Annotated in this window: 21 protein-coding genes; 3 read left to right on the top strand and 18 right to left on the bottom strand. The window is 69.5% G+C overall.

Translation table 11 applies throughout. The annotated features are described in order from the left end of the window. Positions 1 to 53 precede the first annotated feature (53 nt). Positions 54 to 839: a class I SAM-dependent methyltransferase gene (locus ACQPZX_RS36080; RefSeq protein ID WP_433365569.1), complete on the top strand. Its 786-nt coding sequence runs from the start codon at positions 54 to 56 to the stop codon at positions 837 to 839. 39 nt (positions 840 to 878) lie between these two features. Here ACQPZX_RS36080 and metK read toward each other — a convergent pair whose 3' ends face one another. The 14 genes from metK to pyrR form a co-directional block, all read right to left on the bottom strand. Continuing rightward, positions 879 to 2,069 (bottom strand): methionine adenosyltransferase, encoded by a 1,191-nt coding sequence (gene metK / locus ACQPZX_RS36085; RefSeq protein WP_433365571.1) that lies wholly within the window; start codon positions 2,067 to 2,069, stop codon positions 879 to 881. Between the two features lie 75 nt (positions 2,070 to 2,144). Then, a complete protein-coding gene (coaBC, locus tag ACQPZX_RS36090) occupies positions 2,145 to 3,362 on the bottom strand; it encodes a bifunctional phosphopantothenoylcysteine decarboxylase/phosphopantothenate--cysteine ligase CoaBC (protein WP_433365574.1) in 1,218 nt (405 codons plus the stop codon). 155 nt (positions 3,363 to 3,517) lie between these two features. After that, complete coding sequence (gene rpoZ / locus ACQPZX_RS36095) at positions 3,518 to 3,781, bottom strand: DNA-directed RNA polymerase subunit omega (RefSeq protein WP_433365577.1); 264 nt, start codon at positions 3,779 to 3,781, stop codon at positions 3,518 to 3,520. Positions 3,782 to 3,794: 13 nt separating this feature from the next. Further along, on the bottom strand, positions 3,795 to 4,394 hold the full coding sequence (gene gmk, locus ACQPZX_RS36100; RefSeq protein WP_433365580.1) for a guanylate kinase: 600 nt from the start codon (positions 4,392 to 4,394) through the stop codon (positions 3,795 to 3,797). A 32-nt stretch (positions 4,395 to 4,426) separates the two neighbouring features. Then, the gene (gene mihF, locus ACQPZX_RS36105) at positions 4,427 to 4,744 is read right to left on the bottom strand and encodes an integration host factor, actinobacterial type (RefSeq protein ID WP_020517554.1); all 318 of its coding nucleotides are present in this window, start codon (positions 4,742 to 4,744) and stop codon (positions 4,427 to 4,429) included. A 185-nt stretch (positions 4,745 to 4,929) separates the two neighbouring features. After that, complete coding sequence (gene pyrF, locus ACQPZX_RS36110; protein ID WP_433365583.1) at positions 4,930 to 5,760, bottom strand: orotidine-5'-phosphate decarboxylase; 831 nt, start codon at positions 5,758 to 5,760, stop codon at positions 4,930 to 4,932. A 254-nt stretch (positions 5,761 to 6,014) separates the two neighbouring features. Continuing rightward, positions 6,015 to 7,286 carry an adenosylmethionine--8-amino-7-oxononanoate transaminase gene (locus tag ACQPZX_RS36115; protein WP_433365585.1) on the bottom strand — a complete coding sequence of 424 codons (1,272 nt, stop codon included), beginning with the start codon at positions 7,284 to 7,286 and terminating at the stop codon, positions 6,015 to 6,017. Beyond that, entirely contained in the window at positions 7,283 to 8,308 is a 1,026-nt protein-coding gene (locus ACQPZX_RS36120; protein ID WP_433365588.1) for a quinone-dependent dihydroorotate dehydrogenase, read from the bottom strand. The genes ACQPZX_RS36115 and ACQPZX_RS36120 overlap by 4 nt, the downstream gene beginning before the upstream one ends. A gap of 9 nt (positions 8,309 to 8,317) precedes the next feature. After that, the gene (locus ACQPZX_RS36125) at positions 8,318 to 8,494 is read right to left on the bottom strand and encodes a hypothetical protein (protein WP_433365591.1); all 177 of its coding nucleotides are present in this window, start codon (positions 8,492 to 8,494) and stop codon (positions 8,318 to 8,320) included. Next, entirely contained in the window at positions 8,484 to 11,798 is a 3,315-nt protein-coding gene (gene carB / locus ACQPZX_RS36130; RefSeq protein ID WP_433365594.1) for a carbamoyl-phosphate synthase large subunit, read from the bottom strand. The genes ACQPZX_RS36125 and carB overlap by 11 nt, the downstream gene beginning before the upstream one ends. A 6-nt stretch (positions 11,799 to 11,804) precedes the next feature. Continuing rightward, entirely contained in the window at positions 11,805 to 12,953 is a 1,149-nt protein-coding gene (gene carA / locus ACQPZX_RS36135) for a glutamine-hydrolyzing carbamoyl-phosphate synthase small subunit (RefSeq protein WP_433365597.1), read from the bottom strand. Beyond that, positions 12,950 to 14,215 carry a dihydroorotase gene (locus tag ACQPZX_RS36140; RefSeq protein WP_433365600.1) on the bottom strand — a complete coding sequence of 422 codons (1,266 nt, stop codon included), beginning with the start codon at positions 14,213 to 14,215 and terminating at the stop codon, positions 12,950 to 12,952. Before ACQPZX_RS36140 ends, carA begins: the two co-directional genes overlap by 4 nt. Continuing rightward, on the bottom strand, positions 14,212 to 15,135 hold the full coding sequence (locus ACQPZX_RS36145) for an aspartate carbamoyltransferase catalytic subunit (protein WP_433365602.1): 924 nt from the start codon (positions 15,133 to 15,135) through the stop codon (positions 14,212 to 14,214). Before ACQPZX_RS36145 ends, ACQPZX_RS36140 begins: the two co-directional genes overlap by 4 nt. Beyond that, positions 15,132 to 15,692, bottom strand: coding sequence for a bifunctional pyr operon transcriptional regulator/uracil phosphoribosyltransferase PyrR (pyrR, locus tag ACQPZX_RS36150; RefSeq protein ID WP_433365604.1), 561 nt, complete (start codon positions 15,690 to 15,692; stop codon positions 15,132 to 15,134). The genes ACQPZX_RS36145 and pyrR overlap by 4 nt, the downstream gene beginning before the upstream one ends. Before the next feature lie 288 nt (positions 15,693 to 15,980). Between pyrR and bldD the strand changes: the two genes are divergently transcribed. After that, complete coding sequence (gene bldD, locus ACQPZX_RS36155) at positions 15,981 to 16,469, top strand: transcriptional regulator BldD (RefSeq protein ID WP_020517563.1); 489 nt, start codon at positions 15,981 to 15,983, stop codon at positions 16,467 to 16,469. Between the two features lie 580 nt (positions 16,470 to 17,049). Here the strand turns inward: bldD and nusB are convergent. The 4 genes from nusB to aroB all read right to left on the bottom strand — a co-directional run bounded on the left by nusB (position 17,050) and on the right by aroB (position 19,580). Beyond that, positions 17,050 to 17,460, bottom strand: coding sequence for a transcription antitermination factor NusB (gene nusB / locus ACQPZX_RS36160; protein ID WP_433385617.1), 411 nt, complete (start codon positions 17,458 to 17,460; stop codon positions 17,050 to 17,052). Positions 17,461 to 17,486: 26 nt separating this feature from the next. Continuing rightward, complete coding sequence (gene efp, locus ACQPZX_RS36165; protein ID WP_020517565.1) at positions 17,487 to 18,044, bottom strand: elongation factor P; 558 nt, start codon at positions 18,042 to 18,044, stop codon at positions 17,487 to 17,489. A gap of 64 nt (positions 18,045 to 18,108) precedes the next feature. Continuing rightward, the gene (aroQ, locus tag ACQPZX_RS36170; RefSeq protein WP_433365608.1) at positions 18,109 to 18,543 is read right to left on the bottom strand and encodes a type II 3-dehydroquinate dehydratase; all 435 of its coding nucleotides are present in this window, start codon (positions 18,541 to 18,543) and stop codon (positions 18,109 to 18,111) included. Further along, on the bottom strand, positions 18,540 to 19,580 hold the full coding sequence (gene aroB / locus ACQPZX_RS36175; RefSeq protein ID WP_433365610.1) for a 3-dehydroquinate synthase: 1,041 nt from the start codon (positions 19,578 to 19,580) through the stop codon (positions 18,540 to 18,542). The genes aroQ and aroB overlap by 4 nt, the downstream gene beginning before the upstream one ends. Before the next feature lie 67 nt (positions 19,581 to 19,647). Between aroB and ACQPZX_RS36180 the strand changes: the two genes are divergently transcribed. Further along, positions 19,648 to 20,358 (top strand): Clp protease N-terminal domain-containing protein, encoded by a 711-nt coding sequence (locus tag ACQPZX_RS36180; protein WP_433365613.1) that lies wholly within the window; start codon positions 19,648 to 19,650, stop codon positions 20,356 to 20,358. The last annotated feature ends 4 nt before the right edge of the window (positions 20,359 to 20,362 follow it).

Genomic DNA, 20,362 nt, shown 5'->3' on the forward strand with positions numbered 1-20,362 from the left:
TGCCCACTTAAAGTGGGCGCGCGCCCACTATAACCGGGAAGGGACCACCGACGATGAGTGACATCCACCAGCAACGCCAGGTAGCGGAGTCTTTCGGCACCGACGCGGAGCGCTACGACCGCAGCCGCCCGAGCTACCCCGACGCGGTGATCGAGCGAATCGTGGAGGCCGCGCCCGGCCCCGCCTTCCTCGACGTCGGCACCGGCACCGGGATAGCCGCCCGCCAGCTCCAAGCCGCCGGCGCCGACGTCCTGGGCCTCGACGTCGACGACCGCATGGCCGCACAGGCCCGACGGCGAGGCCTGGAGGTCGAGGTCGCCAAGTTCGAAGACTGGGACTCGAAAAACCGCCACTTCGACGGCGTGGTCGCCGCCACGACGTGGCACTGGATCGACCCGAACCTCGGCGCCGCCAAAGCGGCAAAAATCCTGAAAAATCAGGGCATTGTTGCTCTACTGTGGAATGTCTTTGAGCCGTCGCCCGAGCTGAAAAGCGCCTTCGCCGAGATCAACGCCAGGATCCTCCCGGGACTGCCCTTCTCCTCGGCCGGCACCGTCCCGATGGTCGAGGCCTACCAGGCCATCCCCGACAAGGCGATAGCCGGCCTCAAGCAAAGCAAAGCCTTCACCGAGCCCGAGCAATGGCGCACCGACTGGGATTTCACCTACACCCGCGACGCCTGGCTCGACCTGGTCCCCACCCACGGCGGCCTGGCCGCCCACATCACTCCGCAGCAGCTCAGCGACCTGCTCACCGCCACCGGCGAGGCCATCGACGCCCACGGCGGCACCGTGACGATGCACTACAGCACCCTGACAGTCGTGGCGCAAAAGGCATGAAAAAGGTGCCCCGGCCAAAGCCGGGGCACCCGCAAAAAATCAGGCAGCAGCGTTCTTCAGGTCCTGAGCCCGATCGGTGCTCTCCCAGAGCAGCTCCGGGATCTCGCGACCGAAGTGACCGTACGCCGCGGTCTGCTGGTAGATCGGCCGCAGCAGGTCGAGGTCGCGGATGATCGCGGCCGGACGCAGGTCGAACACCTCGCCGATGGCCTTCTCGATCCGCTCGACCGGCACGTTCTCGGTGCCGAACGTCTCGACGAACAGCGACACCGGGTGCGCCTTGCCGATCGCGTACGCGACCTGCGCCTCGCACCGCTCCGCCAGGCCCGCGGCCACGACGTTCTTGGCGACCCAGCGCATCGCGTACGCCGCCGAGCGGTCCACCTTGGACGGGTCCTTGCCGGAGAACGCGCCGCCGCCGTGGCGCGCGTACCCGCCGTACGTGTCGACAATGATCTTCCGGCCGGTGAGGCCGGCGTCGCCCATCGGGCCGCCGATCTCGAAGCGGCCGGTCGGGTTTACCAGCAAGCGGTAGCCCTCGGTGTCGATGCCGAGGCCCTCCAGCTCGGGCTGGATCACGTGCTCGCGGATGTCGGGCGTGAGCAGCGACTCGAGCGAGATGTCGGCGGCGTGCTGCGACGACACGACCACCGTGTCGAGGCGGACCGGCTTGAGGCCGTCGTACTCGATGGTGACCTGGGTCTTGCCGTCCGGGCGAAGGTACGGAATGGTGCCGTCCTTGCGCGCGGCGGACAGGCGGCGGGCCAGCCGGTGGGCGAGCGCGATCGGCAGCGGCATCAGCTCGGGGGTCTCCGAGCAGGCGAAGCCGAACATCATGCCCTGGTCGCCGGCGCCCTGCGAGTCGAGGACGTGCTCGGAGTCACCCTCGCGCAGCTCGATGGCGCTGTCGACGCCCTGCGCGATGTCCGGCGACTGCGCGCCGATGGAGACGCTCACGCCGCAGGAGGCGCCGTCGAAGCCCTTCTTCGACGAGTCGTACCCGATGCGCAGAATGGTGTCGCGCACGATGCTCGGGATGTCGGCGTACGCCTGGGTGGTGACCTCACCGGCCACGTGGACCTGGCCGGTGGTGATGAGCGTTTCCACCGCCACACGGCTGCGCGGGTCCTGGGCCAGCAGGGCGTCAAGAATGCCGTCGCTGATCTGGTCAGCGATCTTGTCCGGGTGGCCTTCCGTGACCGACTCGGAGGTGAACAGGCGGCGTGCCACGGTGCTCCTCAGCTGTTCGAAGTTCAACGTATCGCGAGAGTGTAGTCACCACGCACGACAGAAGTCGCCTGGGTGCTATGCCGTCCCACTGCCGCCCACCTGCTGTTCCAGCAGAGCGGCGGCGCGGTCCAAAATCCTATCGGCCACGTCTTCTTTGCGGAGTTCACCGAGAGTGGCGGTAGATCCGTCCGAACCGAGGATAGTCGCGTCGTTGTGATCGGCTCCGAAGACCCGGTCCACACCGACCTCGTTCACCACGATCAGATCGGCGCGCTTCTTAGTCAACTTAGTCCTGGCGTGCTCCAACGCGTCGTGGGTCTCGGCCGCGAACGCGACGAGGACCTGGCCGGGCCGCTTCGCCGCGCCCAGTTCGGCGGCAATGTCCGGGTTGGTCACGAGGACGATTGACTCAGGCGTACCCGAATCGGTCTTTTTGATTTTCTGTGACGCAATCGTGGCCGGACGGAAGTCGGCGGGCGCGGCCGACATCACCACGATGTCCGCGTCGGCGGCCGCCTTCACGGTCGCGACCCGCAGTTCCTCGGTCGTGCCCACCCGGGTGATCTCGACGCCGGCCGGGTCGGGAAGCGTGACGTTCGCCGCGATCAGCGTGACCCGCGCGCCTCGCGACGCCGCGGCCTTGGCGAGCGCATATCCCTGTTTTCCGGACGACCGGTTTCCGAGGAATCGCACCGGATCGAGCGGTTCGCGCGTTCCACCGGCGGTCACCACGACGTGCCGACCAACAAGATCCAGATCAAGACCATGATTTCGTACGCGCAGAGCAAGCTCGAAGATCGACTCGGGGTCAGGCAGCCGGCCCTTACCGGTGTCCGCCCCGGTCAGCCGGCCCACCGCGGGTTCGATGACGATCGCGCCGCGCTCACGCAGCGTGGCCACGTTGGCACGCGTAGCGGCGTTCTCCCACATCTCGGTGTGCATCGCCGGCGCGTAGACAATCGGGCAGGTCGCCGTGAGCAGGGTGTTCGTCAGCAGATCGTCGGCGATCCCGTGCGCCGCCTTGGCCAGCAGGTCGGCCGTCGCCGGCGCCACCACGACCAGGTCGGCGTGGCGACCGATCCGCACGTGCGGCACCTCGTGTGCGTCGTCCCACACCTCGGTGGCCACCGGCTTGCCGGACAGCGCGGCCCACGTCGGCGCCCCCACGAACTTCAGCGCCGACGCCGTCGGCACCACCCGCACGCTGTGCCCCGACTCGGTGAAGAGCCGCAGCAGCTCACACGCCTTGTAGGCGGCGATCCCGCCGCAGACTCCCAGCACCACCTCAGTCATGAATGCAATGATCCCGCGCCCCGAACCGGGACGCGGGAGCACGTGCGACAACTGTGACGAGCTACCTCGCCATGGGGTGTCCGGGGGCTCGGCCCCCGGAGCAGATACCTGATCGTGCCGTCTTTGGTTCGCGCTTTCCGCGAACAGACTTCACCCTACGGCTGATCAGTCGCCTCGGCGGTCAGCAGGCCGGCGTTGATCTCACGCATGGCGATGCTGAGCGGCTTCTCCTGCGGGGTCGTCTCGACCAGCGGGCCGACGTACTCGAGGAGGCCCTCACCGAGCTGGCTGTAGTAGGCGTTGACCTGGCGGGCGCGCTTGGCCGCGAAGATCACCAGCGAGTACTTCGACGAGGTCTTGTCGAGCAGCTCGTCGATCGGCGGGTTGGTGATGCCTTCGGGGTTGGCTACGGTTCCCACAGTTCAAAAATCCTTAATGTTCTGGAGCTTGCGCGGGCGTCAGAAACGATGAACCGAGCAATCCTACCAGCTCGTCCGCGGCACGCTCGACGAAGTCGTTGACCACCGTCCGGTCGAATTCCTTCTCGGCCGCCAGTTCCTCGTCGGCGTGGGCCAGGCGACGGCGGATCGTCTCCTCGTCGTCCGTGCCTCGCCCGATCAGGCGACGCTTGAGCTCCTCGACGCTCGGCGGCGCGAGGAACACCAGCTGCGCCTCGGGCATCGCGGCCCGCACCTGGCGGGCGCCCTGGAGATCGATCTTGAGCAGGACCGGCTGGCCCTGGCTCAGCCAGCCCTCGACCTGCGCCCGGGGCGTGCCGTAGAGGTTGCCGGCGAACTCCGCCCACTCGAGCAGCTGACCGCCGTCGATCAGCCGCTGGAACTCACTCCTGGTCACGAAGTGGTAGTGCTCGCCGTCGGTCTCGTAGTCGCGCTTCTTCCGGGTCGTGACCGACACGGACAGCTTGATCCAAGGCGAGCGCGCCCGGATCAGCTCGATCACACTGTCTTTCCCGACCCCGGAGGGACCGGAAAGGACGGTGAGGCGGGCTGCCGGGCGCGCGTCGTCATCCATGCTCACAGGCTCATTCAACACGAGCCCATGAGTCAGTTGGCAGCGAACTCCCCCAGGAGGGCCTTGCGCTGCTGGTCGCCGAGACCGCGCAGCCGGCGGCTGTCAGCGATCTTCAGCTTCTCCATGATCTGGGTTGCGCGGATCTTGCCGATGCCCGGCAGCGCCTGAAGCACGGCCGAGACCTTCAGCTTGCCCACGACCTCGTCCTCCTCCGCGCGGTCAAGCACAGCGGCGAGGGTGGTCTTGCCGGACTTGAGCTGTTCCTTCAGCTCAGCCCGAGCCTTGCGAACTTCCGCGGCCTTCTCCAGCGCTGCAGCGCGCTGCTCGGGGCTCAGTGACGGGAGCGGCACCAGTTCTCCTCAGGTCCCTATCGCGGCGGTAGTCGAATACCGGCGCTTCTGTGAAACGTGGTGTGCCAGGGAACCAAAGGGGCATGTGGTTCCCGGCGCGGGGAAAACTAGCGGTCAACGGCGCTTTCGGCAACGTGGGGGTACCCCCGACCCGGCTGTCCGGCGGCCTGATAAGCAGGCCCGTTTCACCCGAGAGCGGCGCGGCACTCGTCGACGGCGCGCTCCGCGGCGTCCCTCAGCGCGGCCACGCTAGGTCCCGCGTTGAGAACTTCCCGTGAGTACGACGGCAGCACGTTGCGCAGGCTTTCGCCGAAGACGGAGCGCAGGTCGGAGGGGGTCGCGCCCTGCGCTCCGAGCCCCGGAGCGAGCAGCGGACCGTTCACTTGGGACAGGTCGTGCCCGGTCCGTCCGATCGTCGCGCCGACCACGAGACCAAGGTTGCCGAGCGGCTGGGCACCCGCGTTGACCTGGGAAATCTCATCGATCACGGTCTGCGCGACGGTCCGGCCGTCCGAAGCGACCGCATGCTGGACGCTCGCTCCCTCCGGGTTGGACGTCAGCGCGAGGACGAAGACGCCGGCCCCGTTGGCGGCCGCGAGGTCGAATGCCGGCTGCAACGACCCGACTCCGAGGTAGGGACTCACAGTAATCGCGTCGGCACACAGCGAACTCTTAGGATCGAGGTACGCGGAGGCGTACGCGGCCATCGTCGAGCCGATGTCGCCCCGTTTCACGTCCAGCAGGACGAGGGCTCCGGCCTCGCGCAACTGTCGGATAGTTGACTCAAGAATGCCGATGCCACGTGACCCAAATCTCTCGAAAAACGCTGACTGCGGCTTCACCACGGCCACCCGATCGGCCAGTGCCTCGACGACCGTAAGGGCGAAGCGTTCCAGGCCGGCCACGTCGTCGGCGAGCCCCCAGCGGGTCAGCAGGGCGGGGTGCGGATCGATGCCGACACACAGCGGCCCCCGCTTCCCGAGGGCATCCGTGAGCCGCTGTCCGAAGGTCTCCATCGCTGCGATACCTCTTCCGTGTCAGGTAGCCGCCACCACCGCGACGATCCCCGCGGTAATGCGAGCCACGCCGCTCTTCACATTCGCGTGCCGTGCCGTGCCGTCCTCGCTCGCGGCCGCCGTCCTCGCTCGCGGCCGCCGTCCTCGCTCGCGGCCGCCGGCGACGCGGGCCGCCTCCGCCCCGGCGCGACGATCCGCGCCGCTCCGATTCCCACTCGGCGGCGCAGACCGACGGCCCGCCCGGCCGTCACTTCTCAGGTCGCCGCGACCGCGGCGGTGATCCCGGCGACGATCCGGGCCACGTCGTCGGGCGACGCCACGTAGGGCGGCATCGTGTAGATCAGGTCCCGGAACGGCCGCAGCCAGACCCCGGCGTCGACGGCCGCGGCGGTCGCCTTCGCCATGTCCACCGGACGGTCGAGCTGCACCACGCCGATCGCGCCCAGGACCCGGACATCGTCGACCCCCGGAACCCCGCGCAAGGGCTCCAGGCCGCCCCTGAGACCGCTTTCGATCACCCGTACGTGTGATCGCCAGTCCGTGTCGCGCAGCAGCCCGAGCGAGGCGTTGGCGACCGCGCAGGCGAGCGGGTTGCCCATGAAGGTCGGCCCGTGCGCGAGCCCGCCGCCCTCCCCCGCGGAGATCGCCTCGGCGACCGCGGTCGTGCAGAGCGTCGCCGCGAGCGTCAGGTAGCCGCCCGTGAGCGCCTTGCCCATGCACATGATGTCCGGGCTGACGCCCGCATGGTCCGCCCCGAAGAACTCGCCCGTGCGCCCGAATCCGGTGGCGATCTCATCAAAGATCAAGCAGATTCCGTACGCGGCGGTCGCCTCCCGAAGCACCCGCAAGTACTCCGGATGGTGGAACCGCATCCCACCCGCCCCCTGCACGACCGGCTCGACGATCACGGCCGCCACATCGTCCGCGTGCTCCGCGATCAGCGCCCGCAGCCCGTCGGCATAGCCCTGATCGAACTCGACCGGCGGCACGTCAGCGAACACCTGAACCGGCAGCACACCCGTCCACAGCGAGTGCATCCCCCCGACCGGGTCGCACACGGTCATCGGGTGGAAGGTGTCGCCGTGATACCCCCCGCGCCAGGTCAGCAGCCGGCGCCTCCGCGGACGCCCGAGCGCCAGCTGAGCCTGCAGCGCCATCTTGATCGCGACCTCGACGCTGACAGACCCGGAGTCCGCCAGAAAGACGTGCTCGAGCCCGTCGGGTGCCAGCTCGACCAGGTTGGTGGCAAGATCGATGGCCGGCTGGTGGGTGAGCCCGCCGAACATGACATGGCTCATCCTGCCGGCCTGCTCGGCAAGCGCCGTGTCCAGCACCGGATGCCGATACCCATGGATGGCCGCCCACCACGACGACATCCCGTCGACGACCTCCCGCCCACCGGCCAGCTTCAGGAGCACGCCCTCAGCGCTCTCGACGAGATACGGCTCATTCTTCCCCGGCATGGGCCCGTAGGGATGCCAGACGTGCGCCCGGTCGAGCGCAAGCAGATCCCGCCCGTTACTCATGCCACTAGTGCCCGGTGGGCCGCGGCCGCCCTCGCCGTGCCGCGCACCAGGGCCGGGCCGTGGTAGATGAAGCCGCTGTACAGCTGCACCAGCGAAGCCCCTGCGTCCAGGAGCCGAGCGGCGTCGTCGGGGCACATCACGCCGCCGACCCCGATGATCGGGAGGCGGCCGTCGGTCTCGGTGTGCACGAAGTGGACGACCTTGCGCGCCTTCTCGGTGAGCGGCTTGCCGGAGAGCCCGCCCGCCTCGGCGGCCCGCGGTTGGTCGGGGGTGGCCAGGCCGTCGCGGGCGAGGGTCGTGTTCGTGGCGATCACACCGGCCGCGCCGTGACTCAGGCAGACCTCGAGCAGCTCGGCGATCGCCGGCTCGCTGAGGTCGGGCGCGATCTTCACGAGCACCGGCTTCGTCCCGACCAGCGCGCCCAGCAGGTCGGCGATCGCCGATTTGTCCTGCAGGTTGCGCAGCCCGGGGGTGTTCGGCGACGACACGTTGACCGCGATGTAGTCGGCATAGGGATGCAGCAGCTCGTAGGACGCCAGGTAGTCCTCGACCGCCTCCTCGAGGGGCGTCACCTTGGACTTCCCCAAGGAGATGCCGAGCGGCACCCCGATCGGCCCCAGCGCCGCGAGGCGGGCCGCCAGCGCCGCGGCCCCGGCGTTGTTGAAGCCCATCCGGTTGATGATCGCCTCGCTGTCCCGCAACCGGAACAACCGAGGCTTGTCATTGCCCGGCTGCGCCTTGGCGGTGACGGTCCCCACCTCGACAAACCCGAACCCGAGCGCCGGCCACGCGGGCAGCGCCACCCCGTTCTTGTCCATCCCGGCCGCGAGCCCGACCGCGTTGGGGAACCGCACGCCGAACACCTCGACCGGATCGGCCGTCGCATACCGCGCCCGCAGCACCGACCGGGTCCGCTCCCCCAGCCGCGCGAGGCGCCCGAGAGTGAACTCGTGCGCCTTCTCGGCGTCGCCGCCTCCCAAGCGGAAGAGCACGGGCCGCACCGCCCGCTCGAACGCGGTCACGCCGCCCCCTCACGCGGCGCCGCCGACCAACGCCCAGCCGACCAACGCCCAGCCGACCAACGCCCAGCCGGGCGACGCCCAGCCGACCAACGCCCAGCCGGGCGACGCCCAGCCGGGCGACGCCCAGCCGACCAACGCCCGGCTGGGCGACGCGAGGCCGGGCGACGCGCCCTGGTCACTCGCCACCCCGGAGGGCGGCGTGCAGCTCCTGCAGGGGACGAACCGACATGTCGCCGCGCATCAGCGCCTCGATGCCCATGACCGCGGCCGCCGCGCCCTGCGTGGTGGTGATGCTCGGGATGTCGGCGGTGACGGCGGCGCTGCGGATCTCGTACCCGTCGGAGCGGGCGCTCGCGCCCGAGCCCTGCGGAGTGTTGATGATCATGGCGATCTCGCCGGCCAGGATCAGGGCCACCGCGTTCTGGCCGGGGCTCTCGAAGTGCTTGGGCACGACCTCGCAGTCGATGCCGTGCCGGCGCAGCACCTCGCCGGTGCCGGCCGTGGTCACGATCGTGAAGCCGAGGTCGGCGAGCCGCTTGATCGGGAAGATCATCGTGCGCTTGTCGCGGTTGGCGACCGACACGAAGATCTTGCCGCCGGTCGGGAGCGATCCGTAGGCGGCGGCCTGCGACTTGGCGAACGCCTGGCCGAAGCCGGCGTCGATGCCCATCACCTCGCCGGTCGACTTCATCTCGGGGCCGAGCAGGCTGTCCACACCCTTGCCGGCGGGAGTACGGAACCGCTTGAAGGGCAGCACCGCCTCCTTGATCGCGATCGGCGCGTGGTCCGGGACCGTGCCGCCGTCGCCTTCGGCGAGCAGCAGGCCCTCTTCCCGGAGCGAAGCGATCGTGGCGCCGAGCATGATGCGGGCCGCGGCCTTGGCCAGCGGGACCGCGGTCGCCTTCGACACGAACGGGACGGTCCGGGACGCGCGCGGGTTGGCCTCCAGCACGTAGAGGGTGTCGTCCTTGAGCGCGTACTGGACGTTGAGCAGGCCGCGCACCCCGACGCCGCGGGCGATCGCCTCGGTGTAGCGGCGCACCTCGGCCAGGTGCGAGCCGGCCAGGGTCACCGGCGGCAGCGAGCAGGACGAGTCGCCGGAGTGGATGCCGGCCTCCTCGATGTGCTCCATCACGCCGCCGAGGTAGACCTCGCCGGTGGCGTCGCAGAGCGCGTCCACGTCGATCTCGATGGCGTCGTCGAGGAAGCGGTCGACCAGCACCGGGTGGTCGGGCGAGATCTGGGTGGCCCGCTCGATGTACCCGGCCAGCGTCGGCTCGTCGTACACGATCTCCATGCCGCGGCCGCCGAGCACGTACGAGGGGCGGACCAGCACCGGGTAGCCGATCGTGTCGGCGATCGCCTTGGCCTCGTCGAAGCTGGTGGCGGTGCCGTGGTCGGGCGAGCGCAGGCCGGCCTTGTGCAGCACGGCGCCGAACAGGCCGCGGTCCTCGGCCAGGTCGATCGACTCGGGCGAGGTGCCGACGATCGGGATGCCGGCCTTCTTGAGCCGGTTCGCGAGGCCGAGGGGGGTCTGTCCGCCCAGCTGCACGATCACGCCGACCACGCCGGGCCCGCCGGCCGCCTTGCCCGACGAGTCCTCCGAGTGGAACACCTCGAGGACGTCCTCGAAGGTGAGCGGCTCGAAGTAGAGCCGGTCGGCGGTGTCGTAGTCGGTCGACACGGTCTCGGGGTTGCAGTTGACCATGACGGTCTCGTAGTCGACGCCCCGCAGCGCCATGACCGCGTGCACACACGAGTAGTCGAACTCGATGCCCTGGCCGATCCGGTTCGGTCCCGAGCCCAGGATCAGCACCTTGGGCCGGTCCGACGGCGCGACCTCGGTCTCCTCGTCGTAGGACGAGTAGTGGTACGGCGTGTTCGCCTCGAACTCGGCGGCGCAGGTGTCGACGGTCTTGTAGACCGGCCGGACGCCGAGCCGGTGCCGCAGCGTGCGCACGCCGTCCTCGCCGGCCAGCTCGGGCCGAAGCGCGGCGAGCTGCCGATCGGAGAGGCCGGAGCGCTTGGCCCGGCGCAGCAGCTCCTCGTCGAGCACCGCCGCGTCCGAAATGTCCCGACGCAAATCGACCAGCGCCTGGATCTCCTCCAGGAACCAAGGGTCGATCCCGCCGCTGGCCTCGAAGACCTGGTCGATGGTGGCGCCCAGACGCAGGGCACGCTCGACGGTGTAGAGCCGGCCGTCGTGCGGAATCCGCAAATCCGACAAAGCTGACTCGACGGAATCGGACGGATCGGGAACCGTCCAGAAGCCGGCCGCCGACGTCTCCATCGACCGCATCGCCTTGTTCAGCGCCTCGGCGAAGTTGCGGCCCAGCGACATCGCCTCGCCGACCGACTTCATCGTGGTGGTGAGCTCGGGGTCGGCGCCCGGGAACTTCTCGAACGCGAACCGCGGGATCTTCACGACCACGTAGTCGAGCGCCGGCTCGAAGGCGGCCGGCGTCTTGAGCGTGATGTCGTTCGGGATCTCGTCGAGCGTGTAGCCGATGGCCAGCTTGGCCGCGATCTTCGCGATCGGGAAGCCGGTGGCCTTGGAGGCGAGCGCCGACGAGCGCGAGACCCGCGGGTTCATCTCGATGACGACCAGGCGGCCGTCGCGCGGGTTGACCGCGAACTGGATGTTGCAGCCGCCGGTGTCGACGCCGACCTCGCGCAGCACGGCGATGCCGAGGTCGCGCAGGGCCTGGTACTCCCGGTCGGTCAGCGTCATGGCCGGCGCGACGGTGACCGAGTCGCCGGTGTGCACGCCCATCGGGTCGATGTTCTCGATCGAGCAGACGACCACGACGTTGTCGTGCTTGTCGCGCATCAGCTCGAGCTCGTACTCCTTCCAGCCGAGCACGCTCTCCTCGATGAGCACCTCGTGCACCGGCGACGCCGCGAGGCCGGAGCCGGCGATGCGCTCCAGGTCTTCGCGGGTGTGCGCCATGCCCGAGCCGAGCCCGCCCATGGTGAACGACGGCCGGATGACCACCGGCAGGCCGAGCTCCTCGACCGTGGCGAAGACCTCGTCCATGGAGTGGCAGACCCGCGAGCGCGGCGTCTCGCCACCGGCCTTGGCCACGATGTCCTTGAAGAGCTGCCGGTCCTCGCCGCGGCGGATCGCGTCGATGTTGGCGCCGATCAGCTCGACGCCGTACTTGTCCAGCACGCCGCTCTCGTGCAGGGCGACCGCGGTGTTCAGCGCGGTCTGCCCGCCCAGCGTGGGCAGGATCGCGTCGGGCCGCTCCTTGGCGATGACCAGCTCGACGAACTCCGGGGTGATCGGCTCGACGTAGGTGGCGTCGGCGAACTCGGGGTCGGTCATGATCGTCGCCGGGTTGGAGTTGACCAGCGAGACGCGCAGCCCCTCGGCGCGCAGCACCCGGCACGCCTGGGTGCCGGAGTAGTCGAACTCGCAGGCCTGCCCGATGACGATCGGCCCGGAGCCGATCACCATCACATGCTTCAGATCTTCGCGCTTAGGCATGTGTGGTCAGCCCTTCTTTTCCACGAGCTCGACGAAGCGGTCGAACAGGTAGTCGGCGTCGTGCGGGCCGGCGGCGGCCTCGGGGTGGTACTGGACGGTGAACGCGGGGACGTCGATCCCCCGCAGCCCTTCGACCACGTTGTCGTTGAGGCAGACGTGCGACACCTCGACGCCGCCGAAGTCGGTGTCGATCACGGTGTTCAGCGGGGCGTCGACCGCGAAGCCGTGGTTGTGCGAGGTGACCTCGACCTTGCCGGTGGTCTTGTCGAACACCGGCTGGTTTATGCCGCGGTGGCCGTACCCGAGCTTGTAGGTGCCGAAGCCGAGCGCGCGGCCGAGGATCTGGCTGCCGAAGCAGATGCCGAACAGCGGCTTGCGGAGGCGCATGACCTCGCGGGCCAGCGCGACCGGGCCGTCGGCGGTGGCCGGGTCGCCGGGCCCGGGCGAGAAGAAGACCGCGTCGGGGCTGACGGCGAGCAGATCCTCGATCGAGGACGAGGCCGGGAAGATATGCGTGGTCACCCCGCGCGCGGCGAGCCGGCGGGCCACGTTGCGCTTGATGCCGAGGTCGAGGGCCGCGACCGTGTACCGGTGCTCGCCGACCGCATCGACCGTGTATTTCGCCGATGTCGTGACTTCGGCGGACAAGTCGGCACCGATCATCTGCGGCGAGTCAACAACTCGGGAGAGGAGCGACGCAGGGTCAAGATCCATGCTGGAGATGCCCACCCGCATGGCGCCCCGCGACCGCAGGTGCCGAGTCAGCGCCCGGGTGTCGATTCCGCTGATCCCGACCACGCCCTCGGCGGCGAGCCGCTCACCGAGGTCTCCCGTGGAGCGCCAGTTCGAGGGGCGACGAGCCGGATCCCGTACGACATAGCCGGCCACCCAAATGCGGGAGGACTCGTCGTCTTCGTCATTCACCCCGGTGTTGCCGATCATCGGGGCGGTCTGCACGACGACCTGCCGGTGATAGGACGGGTCGGTCAGCGTCTCCTGGTAGCCGGTCATGCCGGTGGTGAAGACCGCCTCCCCGAACGTCTCTCCGAGAGCGCCAAAGGCATTCCCGTAGAAGGTCCGCCCATCCTCGAGCACGAGGATCGCTGAGCCACCAAGGCGGCTTCGCCGCACTGCAAGAGGAGGTATAGAGCTCATTTCACAGCCTTCCCGTCGAGGACCGTCGGCTCTCCCCGGAGGAAGGTCGCGACGATGCGACCCGGCAGGGTGGTGCCCGTGTACGGCGTGTTGCGGCTGCGGCTCGCCAGCTCGCTCGGGTCGACGACCCGGCGGGCGGACGGGTCCACCAGCGTGAGGTTGGCCGGCGAGCCCGCCGCGAGGTCGGTGCCGTGCCCGGTCAGCCCGGCGATGCGGGCCGGGGTGCGCGACATCCGGTCGGCGATCAGGTCCCACCGCTCGCCGAGGACGCTGATCACGATCGAGAGCGCCGTCTCCAGCCCCAGCATGCCGGGCCGGGCGTACGCCCACTCGCATTCCTTGTCCTCGACCGCGTGCGGGGCGTGGTCGGTCGCCACCACGTCGATGACCCCCTCCACGAGCGCCTCGCGCAGGGCGGCCACGTCCGCGGCCGTACGCAATGGGGGGTTGACCTTGAAAACCGGATCGTAGGACGCGGCCAGCTCGTCGGTGAGCAGCAGATGGTGTGGCGTCACCTCGGCCGTGACCCGGACGCCGCGGGCCTTGGCCTGCCGCAGCACCTCGACCGAACCGGCGGTGGAGACGTGGCAGACATGCAGGCGGCTGCCCACGTGCTCGGCCAGCAGCACGTCGCGGGCGATGATCGCCTCCTCGGCGACGGCCGGCCAGCCGGTGAGGCCCAGGCGGGTGCTGACCTCGCCCTCGTGCATCTGCGCGCCCTCGGTCAGGCGCGGCTCCTCGGCGTGCTGGGCGATGATGCCGTCGAACGCCTTCACGTACTCCAGGGCGCGGCGCATCAGGCGCGGGTCGGCGACACAGAAGCCGTCGTCGGAGAAGATCCGCACGTTGGCCGCGGAGGTGGCCATCGCGCCCACCTCGGCGAGCTGCTTGCCGGCCAGCCCGACGGTCACCGCGCCGATCGGCTGCACGTCGACCAGGCCGGCCTCGCGGCCCAGGCGCCAGACCTGCTCGACCACGCCCGCGGTGTCGGCGACCGGCGAGGTGTTGGCCATCGCGCAGACCGCCGTGTAACCACCCAGGGCCGCCGCCCGCGAGCCGGTCTCGACGGTCTCGGCGTCCTCGCGGCCCGGCTCGCGCAGGTGGGTGTGCAGGTCGACCAGGCCCGGCAGCGCGACGAGCCCGGCAGCGTCGATCACCTCGGCATCCGGTGCGGCCTCGGAAGAGATCACCCCGTCGCGAATCACCAGGTCAGTCGGCGCCCCACCGAGAACGGAGACGCCGCGAAGCAGATACGAGCTCATGCCTTCCCCCCAAGCAGCAGATAAAGCACCGCCATGCGGGCGGAAACCCCGTTGGCGACCTGTTCGACGATCGTGGAACGGGACGAGTCGGCGACCTCGGGCGTGATCTCCATGCCCCGGTTCATCGGGCCCGGGTGCATGACGATCGCGTGCTCCGGCAGCTTGCGCATGCGCGCGAGATCGAGACCGTAGCGCCGGCTGTATTCCCTGGCAGACGGGAAGTACGAGTCCTGCATGCGCTCGGTCTGCACCCGCAGCATCATCACGACGTCCATGTCGGGCAGAACGCTATCGAGGTCGTACGACACTTTTGTGGCGGGCGAGAGAGCGGCGGAGATGTCCACCGGGATCAGCGTGGGCGGCCCGACCAGGGTCACGTGCGCGCCCAGCGTCGTCAGCAGCAGCACATTGGAGCGCGCGACTCGGCTGTGCAGAACATCGCCGACAATCGCGACTTTCAGGCCGTCAAGACGACCAAGACGAGACCGCATCGTGTACGCGTCGAGGAGCGCCTGGGTCGGATGCTCGTGCGTCCCGTCCCCGGCGTTGATGACCGAGCCGTCGACCCAGGCGGCGAGGCGGTGCGGCGCTCCCGACGCGGAGTGCCGGATCACCACGGCATCCGCGCCCATCGCCTGCAGGGTGAGAGCCGTGTCCTTCAGGCTCTCACCCTTCGAGACGCTCGAGCCTTTCGCGGAAAAATTGATGACGTCCGCCGAGAGCCGCTTCGCCGCCGCCTCGAACGAGATCCGGGTCCGGGTCGAGTCCTCGTAGAAGAGGTTCACCACGGTCCGGCCGCGCAGCGTCGGCAGCTTCTTGACCTCGCGGCCGGCCAGCGCGGCCATCTCGCCGGCGGTGTCCAGGATCAGGGTGGCGGTGGCCGCGTCGAGATCGGCCGCCGATCGCAAATGCTTGATCACCTGTCGCCCCCAGTCAGCTTGACCTCGTCCAGGGAGTCGGTCTCGGTCAGCGAGACCCGCACGCTCTCGGTCAGCGCGGTCGGGATGTTCTTGCCCACGTAGTCGGCGCGGATCGGCAGCTGGCGGTGGCCGCGGTCGACCAGGACGGCGAGCTGCACGGAGCTGGGACGGCCGACGTCGTTCAGCGCGTCGAGCGCGGCCCGGACCGTACGCCCGGAAAAGAGCACGTCGTCGACCAGAATGACGCGACGCCCGTCGATGCCGCCGCCGGGCAGCTCGGTCTTGCCGAGCGCGCGGGTGGCGTGCAGCCGCAGGTCGTCCCGGTAGAGCGTGATGTCGAGCGAGCCCACCGGCACGTCGATGCCCTCGAAGGCGTGGATGCGGGCGGCCAGCCGCTTCGCGAGCGGGACGCCGCGGGTGGGGATGCCGAGAAGCACGGTGCCGGTGGCGCCCGACGTCTTCTCGAGGATCTGGTGAGCGATCCGGTCGACGACCCGATGCAGGTCGGACCCGGTCAAGATGATCTTCGTACTCGTGTCAGCGCGCGGCGACGCCACGGCGGACCTCCTTCCCCGCCTCACGGGACGGGTCGTTAAAGGACGTCGACGGGAACCCTCCAGGGGAGGCTGCCCGATGGCTGACGCTACGTTACCAGCGGCGGCCCCGATGACCATGGTGACCTGCCCAACCCCTGGGATCAGTGGGACGAATCCGGCAGAACCCCCGTGGGCCGCACGACTCATCGGTAACCAACACTTGACCGGCGGACTCACACTGCGTACCGTCACGCTGCGTAGCGATCGCGGAGGAAGAACCCTCCGGGCCAGCACATGGGAGTGTTCCGAATGCCGTCTGAGTACGCCAAGTCGTTGGGCGCCCGCCTGCGCTCCATCCGCCAGCAGCAGGGCCTGTCCCTGCAGGGTGTGGAAGAGAAGTCGAACGGCCGGTGGAAGGCCGTGGTGGTGGGCTCGTACGAGCGTGGTGACCGCGCGGTCACCGTTTCGCGCCTCGCCGAGCTGGCCGACTTCTACCGCGTGCCCGTCTCGGAGCTGCTGCCCGACGGCAGCGGCGTCCGCCTCGAGGCAACCAACAAGATCGTGCTCGACCTGGAAAAGCTGTACGACACCACCGGCGAGGACCTCGCCTACGTCGCACGGTACGCCCGGGCCATCCAGCAGCAGCGCGGCGACTACAACGGCCGCGTCCTCTCCATCCGAGCCGACGACCTGCGCGCGCTCGCCATCGTCTACGACATCTCGCCCTCGGGCCTGATCGAGCGCCTGACCGAGCAGGGTGTCCTGGTGGCCGACCCGCGCGCCTTCTTCGCCAGCTGACCTCTGACTCAGAAGTCCCTTTTCACCGAAAGGCCCGCGGTCATCCCGCGGGCCTTTCGCGTGCCTCGGCCACTGCCCGTGACCCTGCCGCGGACCCGACGATGCTCGATATCACCGACCGTGCGGACTGACGTTTCGCACCCACACACCATCGCCCGTTTTCGCACAGTGAGCGAACGCGAAAACTCAAACCCGCCCCTCACATTCGCCCCCAGACCTTGATGACATACGGCGAGCAACACGCGGCAAGTCATCAAGATCCGCGCGGCGGCGGGCGGAGCGCGCGGCGGCGGGCGAAGCGCGCGGCGGCGGGCGAAGCGCGCGGCGGCGGGCGAAGCGCGCGAATCTTGGTGAACTGCGGCACGCCACGCGCGGCAAGTCATCAAGGCCGTGAGGGGCCGGCGGGCCGGGCGGGCGCTACGGCCGTGCGGCCGCAGCTACGTCGCCGTGGCAGCGGCGGAGCCGGGTTGTGGCGTTTGTGCGGTTTGCGGAGTCGTCGAGCCGTATCCGATGGGGATTGGAAAAAGCGCAACAAAGCCGCCCACCTCAACCACGGCGGGCGGCTTTGACGTGATCTGCGTTACCGGGTGGCGAACTCCGCGATGCGGCCGAGGATGCCGTTGAGAAAGCGCGGGCTGTCGTCGGTGGACATCTGCTTGGCCAGCTCGACGGCCTCCGTGATGGCGACCGGGTCGTCGATCTCGGGGACGTAGAGCAGCTCGAAGACGGCGATGCGCGCCAGGTTGCGGTCGATCACGGGCATGCGGTCGAGGGTCCAGCCCTCGGCGTAGCTCGCGATCAGCTCGTCGATCCGGTCGAGGTTCTTGGCCACGCCCTCGACCAGGCTGATCGCGTAGTCCATGTGGTCGGGGCGCGGCTTCTCGATGCGGTCGAGGTAAGTCCGCAGCACCTCGCTCGGCGGCAGATCGCGCAGGTCGGCCTCGTAGAGGACATCCAGCGCCCGCTTGCGTGCCTTACGGCGCGCGGGCATCTGCGTCTTGGGGGCCTCCGCCATGGTCAGGAACGACCGAGGTAGCGGCCGTCGCGGGTGTCGACCTTGATCTTCTCGCCGGTGGTGATGAACAGCGGGACGTTGACCGTGGCGCCGGTCTCGACCGTGGCCGGCTTGGTGCCGCCGGTGGAGCGGTCGCCCTGCAGGCCCGGCTCGGTGTAGGTGACCTCGAGGAAGACGCTGGTCGGGAGCTCGATGTACAGCGGGACGCCCTCGTGCGTGGCGACCGTGGCCTCGGCCTCGGGCAGCAGGTAGTTCGCGTTCTCGCCGACGGTGCCGGCGGGGACGGTGATCTGGTCGAAGGTGTCCAGGTCCATGAAGACGAAGTCTTCGCCGTCGAGGTAGAGGTACTGCATCGTGCGCTTGTCGACCGTCGCCGTGTCGACCTTGGTGCCCGCGTTGAAGGTCTTGTCGACGACCTTGCCGGAGAGCACGTTCTTCAGCGTGGTGCGCACGAACGCCCCACCCTTACCGGGCTTGACGTGCTGGAACTCCACGACGGACCACAGATCGCCGTCGAGGTTGAGCACCAGGCCGTTCTTCAGGTCGTTCGTGGTTGCCATTTGTTATTAAGCCCTGTCTGCCTTCATCAAGTACGTATCGGTGACCGGATGAGCTTACCGGCGGCTACGCCCCGTCGCCCACCTGGGCCAGGTGCTCCAGCGCCAAGCGGTAACCGTCCACGCCCAGGCCGATGATCGCGCCGGTGGCGACGGCCGTGATGACCGATTTATGGCGGAACTCCTCGCGCCGGTGGATGTTCGAGATGTGCACCTCGATGAGGCGCCCGCGCAGCATGGAGCAGGCGTCCCGGACCGCGATGCTGTAGTGCGTCCAGGCGCCCGGATTGATCACCACATCGGCGCCCTCGTCGGCGGCGTCGTGCAGCCACCGGATCATCTCGAACTCGGCCTCGGTCTGCCGCACCTCGACCTCCTGGCCGAGTTGCTTGGCCGTGTCCTGACATAGCTGGACAAGGTCGGCGTAGGTCGTCCGGCCGTAGATCTCCGGTTCCCGCGTGCCCAGCCGTCCGATGTTCGGCCCGTTCAGCACGTAGATCATCGCGCCACCTCCGCGTACGCCTCGCGCAGCAGCCCCTCGTCGGGGCCGGTGAGAATGCCCGGCTTGGCCAGGCCGTCAAGAACAACAAACCGCAAGGTGTCGGCCCGCGCCTTCTTGTCGACGCGCATGGCGGCCAGGAGATCGGTCCAGGCGTCTTTCCCGTACGCCGTGGGGAGCCCCGTCTTTTCCAGGACCGTCCGGTGCCGCGCCGCCGTGGCGTCGTCGAGCCGCCCGGACAGCCGCGACAATGCGGCCGCGAAGATCAGTCCCACCGAGATCGCGTGCCCGTGCTTCCAGGTGTATTTCTCGCGCTTCTCGATCGCGTGGCCGAGCGTGTGCCCGTAGTTGAGGATCTCGCGCAGCCCCGACTCCTTGAGGTCGACGCTGACCACCTCGGCCTTGACCCGGATCGCCCGCTCGACGAGCTCGCGCAGCTGGGCCGTCCCGCTTTCCTCGACCAGCTCCAGAATGCGCGGATCGGCGATGAAGCCGCATTTGATCACCTCGGCCATGCCGGCCGTCAGGTCGTCCGCCGGCAGGGTCGCCAGCGCGTCGAGGTCGCAGAGCACCCCGGCCGGCGGGTGGAACGCGCCGACGAGGTTTTTGCCGGCCGCGATGTTCACCCCCGTCTTGCCACCGACCGACGCGTCGACCATGCCGAGCAGCGACGTCGACACCGGCACCCAGCGCACCCCGCGCAGCCAGGAGGCGGCGACGTAGCCCGCGAGGTCGGTGACCGCTCCCCCGCCGACGCCGACCACCACGTCGGAGCGGGTGAAGCCGGCCTCGCCCAGCGCGTCCCAGCACCGGGCCGCGACCTCGACGGTCTTGCCCCTCTCCGCGTCGGGCACCTCGATCGGCGTGACCTTGGCCGGGAGCGCGCCCGCGATCGCCTCGGCGCGCGAACGCAACGGCGCCGAGTAGAGCACCGCGACCCGCGCGGCGTCGCCGACCAGCCCCGGAAGCTCCCCGGCCAGGTCGTGCCCGACCAGCACCTCGTACGGCCGGTCACCGCCCACATGTATGCGTGTCACCACAGCCGCAACCCTATCGGCGGTTTTTGGGGTTATATTCTTCTACCCCCATACGGGTTATAACTGTGCCATGCCGAAAATCAACGTGTACCTGCCGGACGATCTGGCCGACGCCGTCCGCGACGCGGGCCTGCCGGTCTCGAACATCTGCCAGCGCGCCCTGGAGCAGGCCGTCCGCCGCACCACCGCGATCCGCCAGGCCCTGCTCGACGACGTCCGGCCGGATCAGCTGACCGCCCGCCTGCCCAGCTTCACCGCGCGGCTGGTCACCGCCGTGACGCTGGCGGCCGATCGCGCCAAGTCGGCCGGCAACCCGCACGTCACCACCGCCGACCTGCTCACCGGCATGCTTGCCGAGGGCGGCAACCTGGCCCTGCAGATCCTCGGCGCCCTCGAGATCGACCCGGGCGCCCTCGACGTGCCCGCCGCCGCCGAGCCCGGCCCGGCCGAGCCCGGCCTGCGCTTCAGCAACGCGGCCGCGGTCGCGCTGGAGCTGGCCGTCGGCGAGGCGATCGGGCTGGGCCACAACTACGTCGGCTGCGAGCACATGCTGATCGCCCTCGCGGCCGAGCCCGACGGCGCCGCCGGCGAGCTGCTCCGCACCCGCGGCGCCGACGCCCGCTCCACCCGGCGCGCCGTCGCGGCCGCCCTCGCCGGTTACGCCCACCTGCGCGCCACCGCGGGCGCGCCGGCCATTCCCCCGGCCGTCCTGGCAGCTTTCCGCGCCGAGTTGACCCCGCTGATCCAGCGCATCGAGCGATTGGAAAGCCGGGCGAATTAGCTAC

The sequence above is a fragment of the Actinoplanes sp. CA-142083 genome (assembly GCF_050942195.1).
Lineage (GTDB): Bacteria > Actinomycetota > Actinomycetes > Mycobacteriales > Micromonosporaceae > Actinoplanes.

Bases quoted from the DNA above. Each gene is read 5' to 3' on its own strand.
- gmk (WP_433365580.1), bottom strand. From the start codon at position 4,394: ATGGATGACGACGCGCGCCCGGCAGCCCGCCTCACCGTCCTTTCCGGT.
- carB (WP_433365594.1), bottom strand. From the start codon at position 11,798: ATGCCTAAGCGCGAAGATCTGAAGCATGTGATGGTGATCGGCTCCGGG.
- aroQ (WP_433365608.1), bottom strand. From the start codon at position 18,543: ATGATCTACGTGCTGAACGGGCCGAACATCGGACGGCTGGGCACGCGG.
- carA (WP_433365597.1), bottom strand. From the start codon at position 12,953: ATGAGCTCTATACCTCCTCTTGCAGTGCGGCGAAGCCGCCTTGGTGGC.
- pyrF (WP_433365583.1), bottom strand. From the start codon at position 5,760: ATGGAGACCTTCGGACAGCGGCTCACGGATGCCCTCGGGAAGCGGGGG.
- ACQPZX_RS36180 (WP_433365613.1), top strand. From the start codon at position 19,648: ATGCCGAAAATCAACGTGTACCTGCCGGACGATCTGGCCGACGCCGTC.
- nusB (WP_433385617.1), bottom strand. From the start codon at position 17,460: ATGCCCGCGCGCCGTAAGGCACGCAAGCGGGCGCTGGATGTCCTCTAC.
- bldD (WP_020517563.1), top strand. From the start codon at position 15,981: ATGCCGTCTGAGTACGCCAAGTCGTTGGGCGCCCGCCTGCGCTCCATC.
- efp (WP_020517565.1), bottom strand. From the start codon at position 18,044: ATGGCAACCACGAACGACCTGAAGAACGGCCTGGTGCTCAACCTCGAC.
- coaBC (WP_433365574.1), bottom strand. From the start codon at position 3,362: ATGACTGAGGTGGTGCTGGGAGTCTGCGGCGGGATCGCCGCCTACAAG.
- ACQPZX_RS36140 (WP_433365600.1), bottom strand. From the start codon at position 14,215: ATGAGCTCGTATCTGCTTCGCGGCGTCTCCGTTCTCGGTGGGGCGCCG.
- ACQPZX_RS36115 (WP_433365585.1), bottom strand. From the start codon at position 7,286: ATGAGTAACGGGCGGGATCTGCTTGCGCTCGACCGGGCGCACGTCTGG.
- ACQPZX_RS36080 (WP_433365569.1), top strand. From the start codon at position 54: ATGAGTGACATCCACCAGCAACGCCAGGTAGCGGAGTCTTTCGGCACC.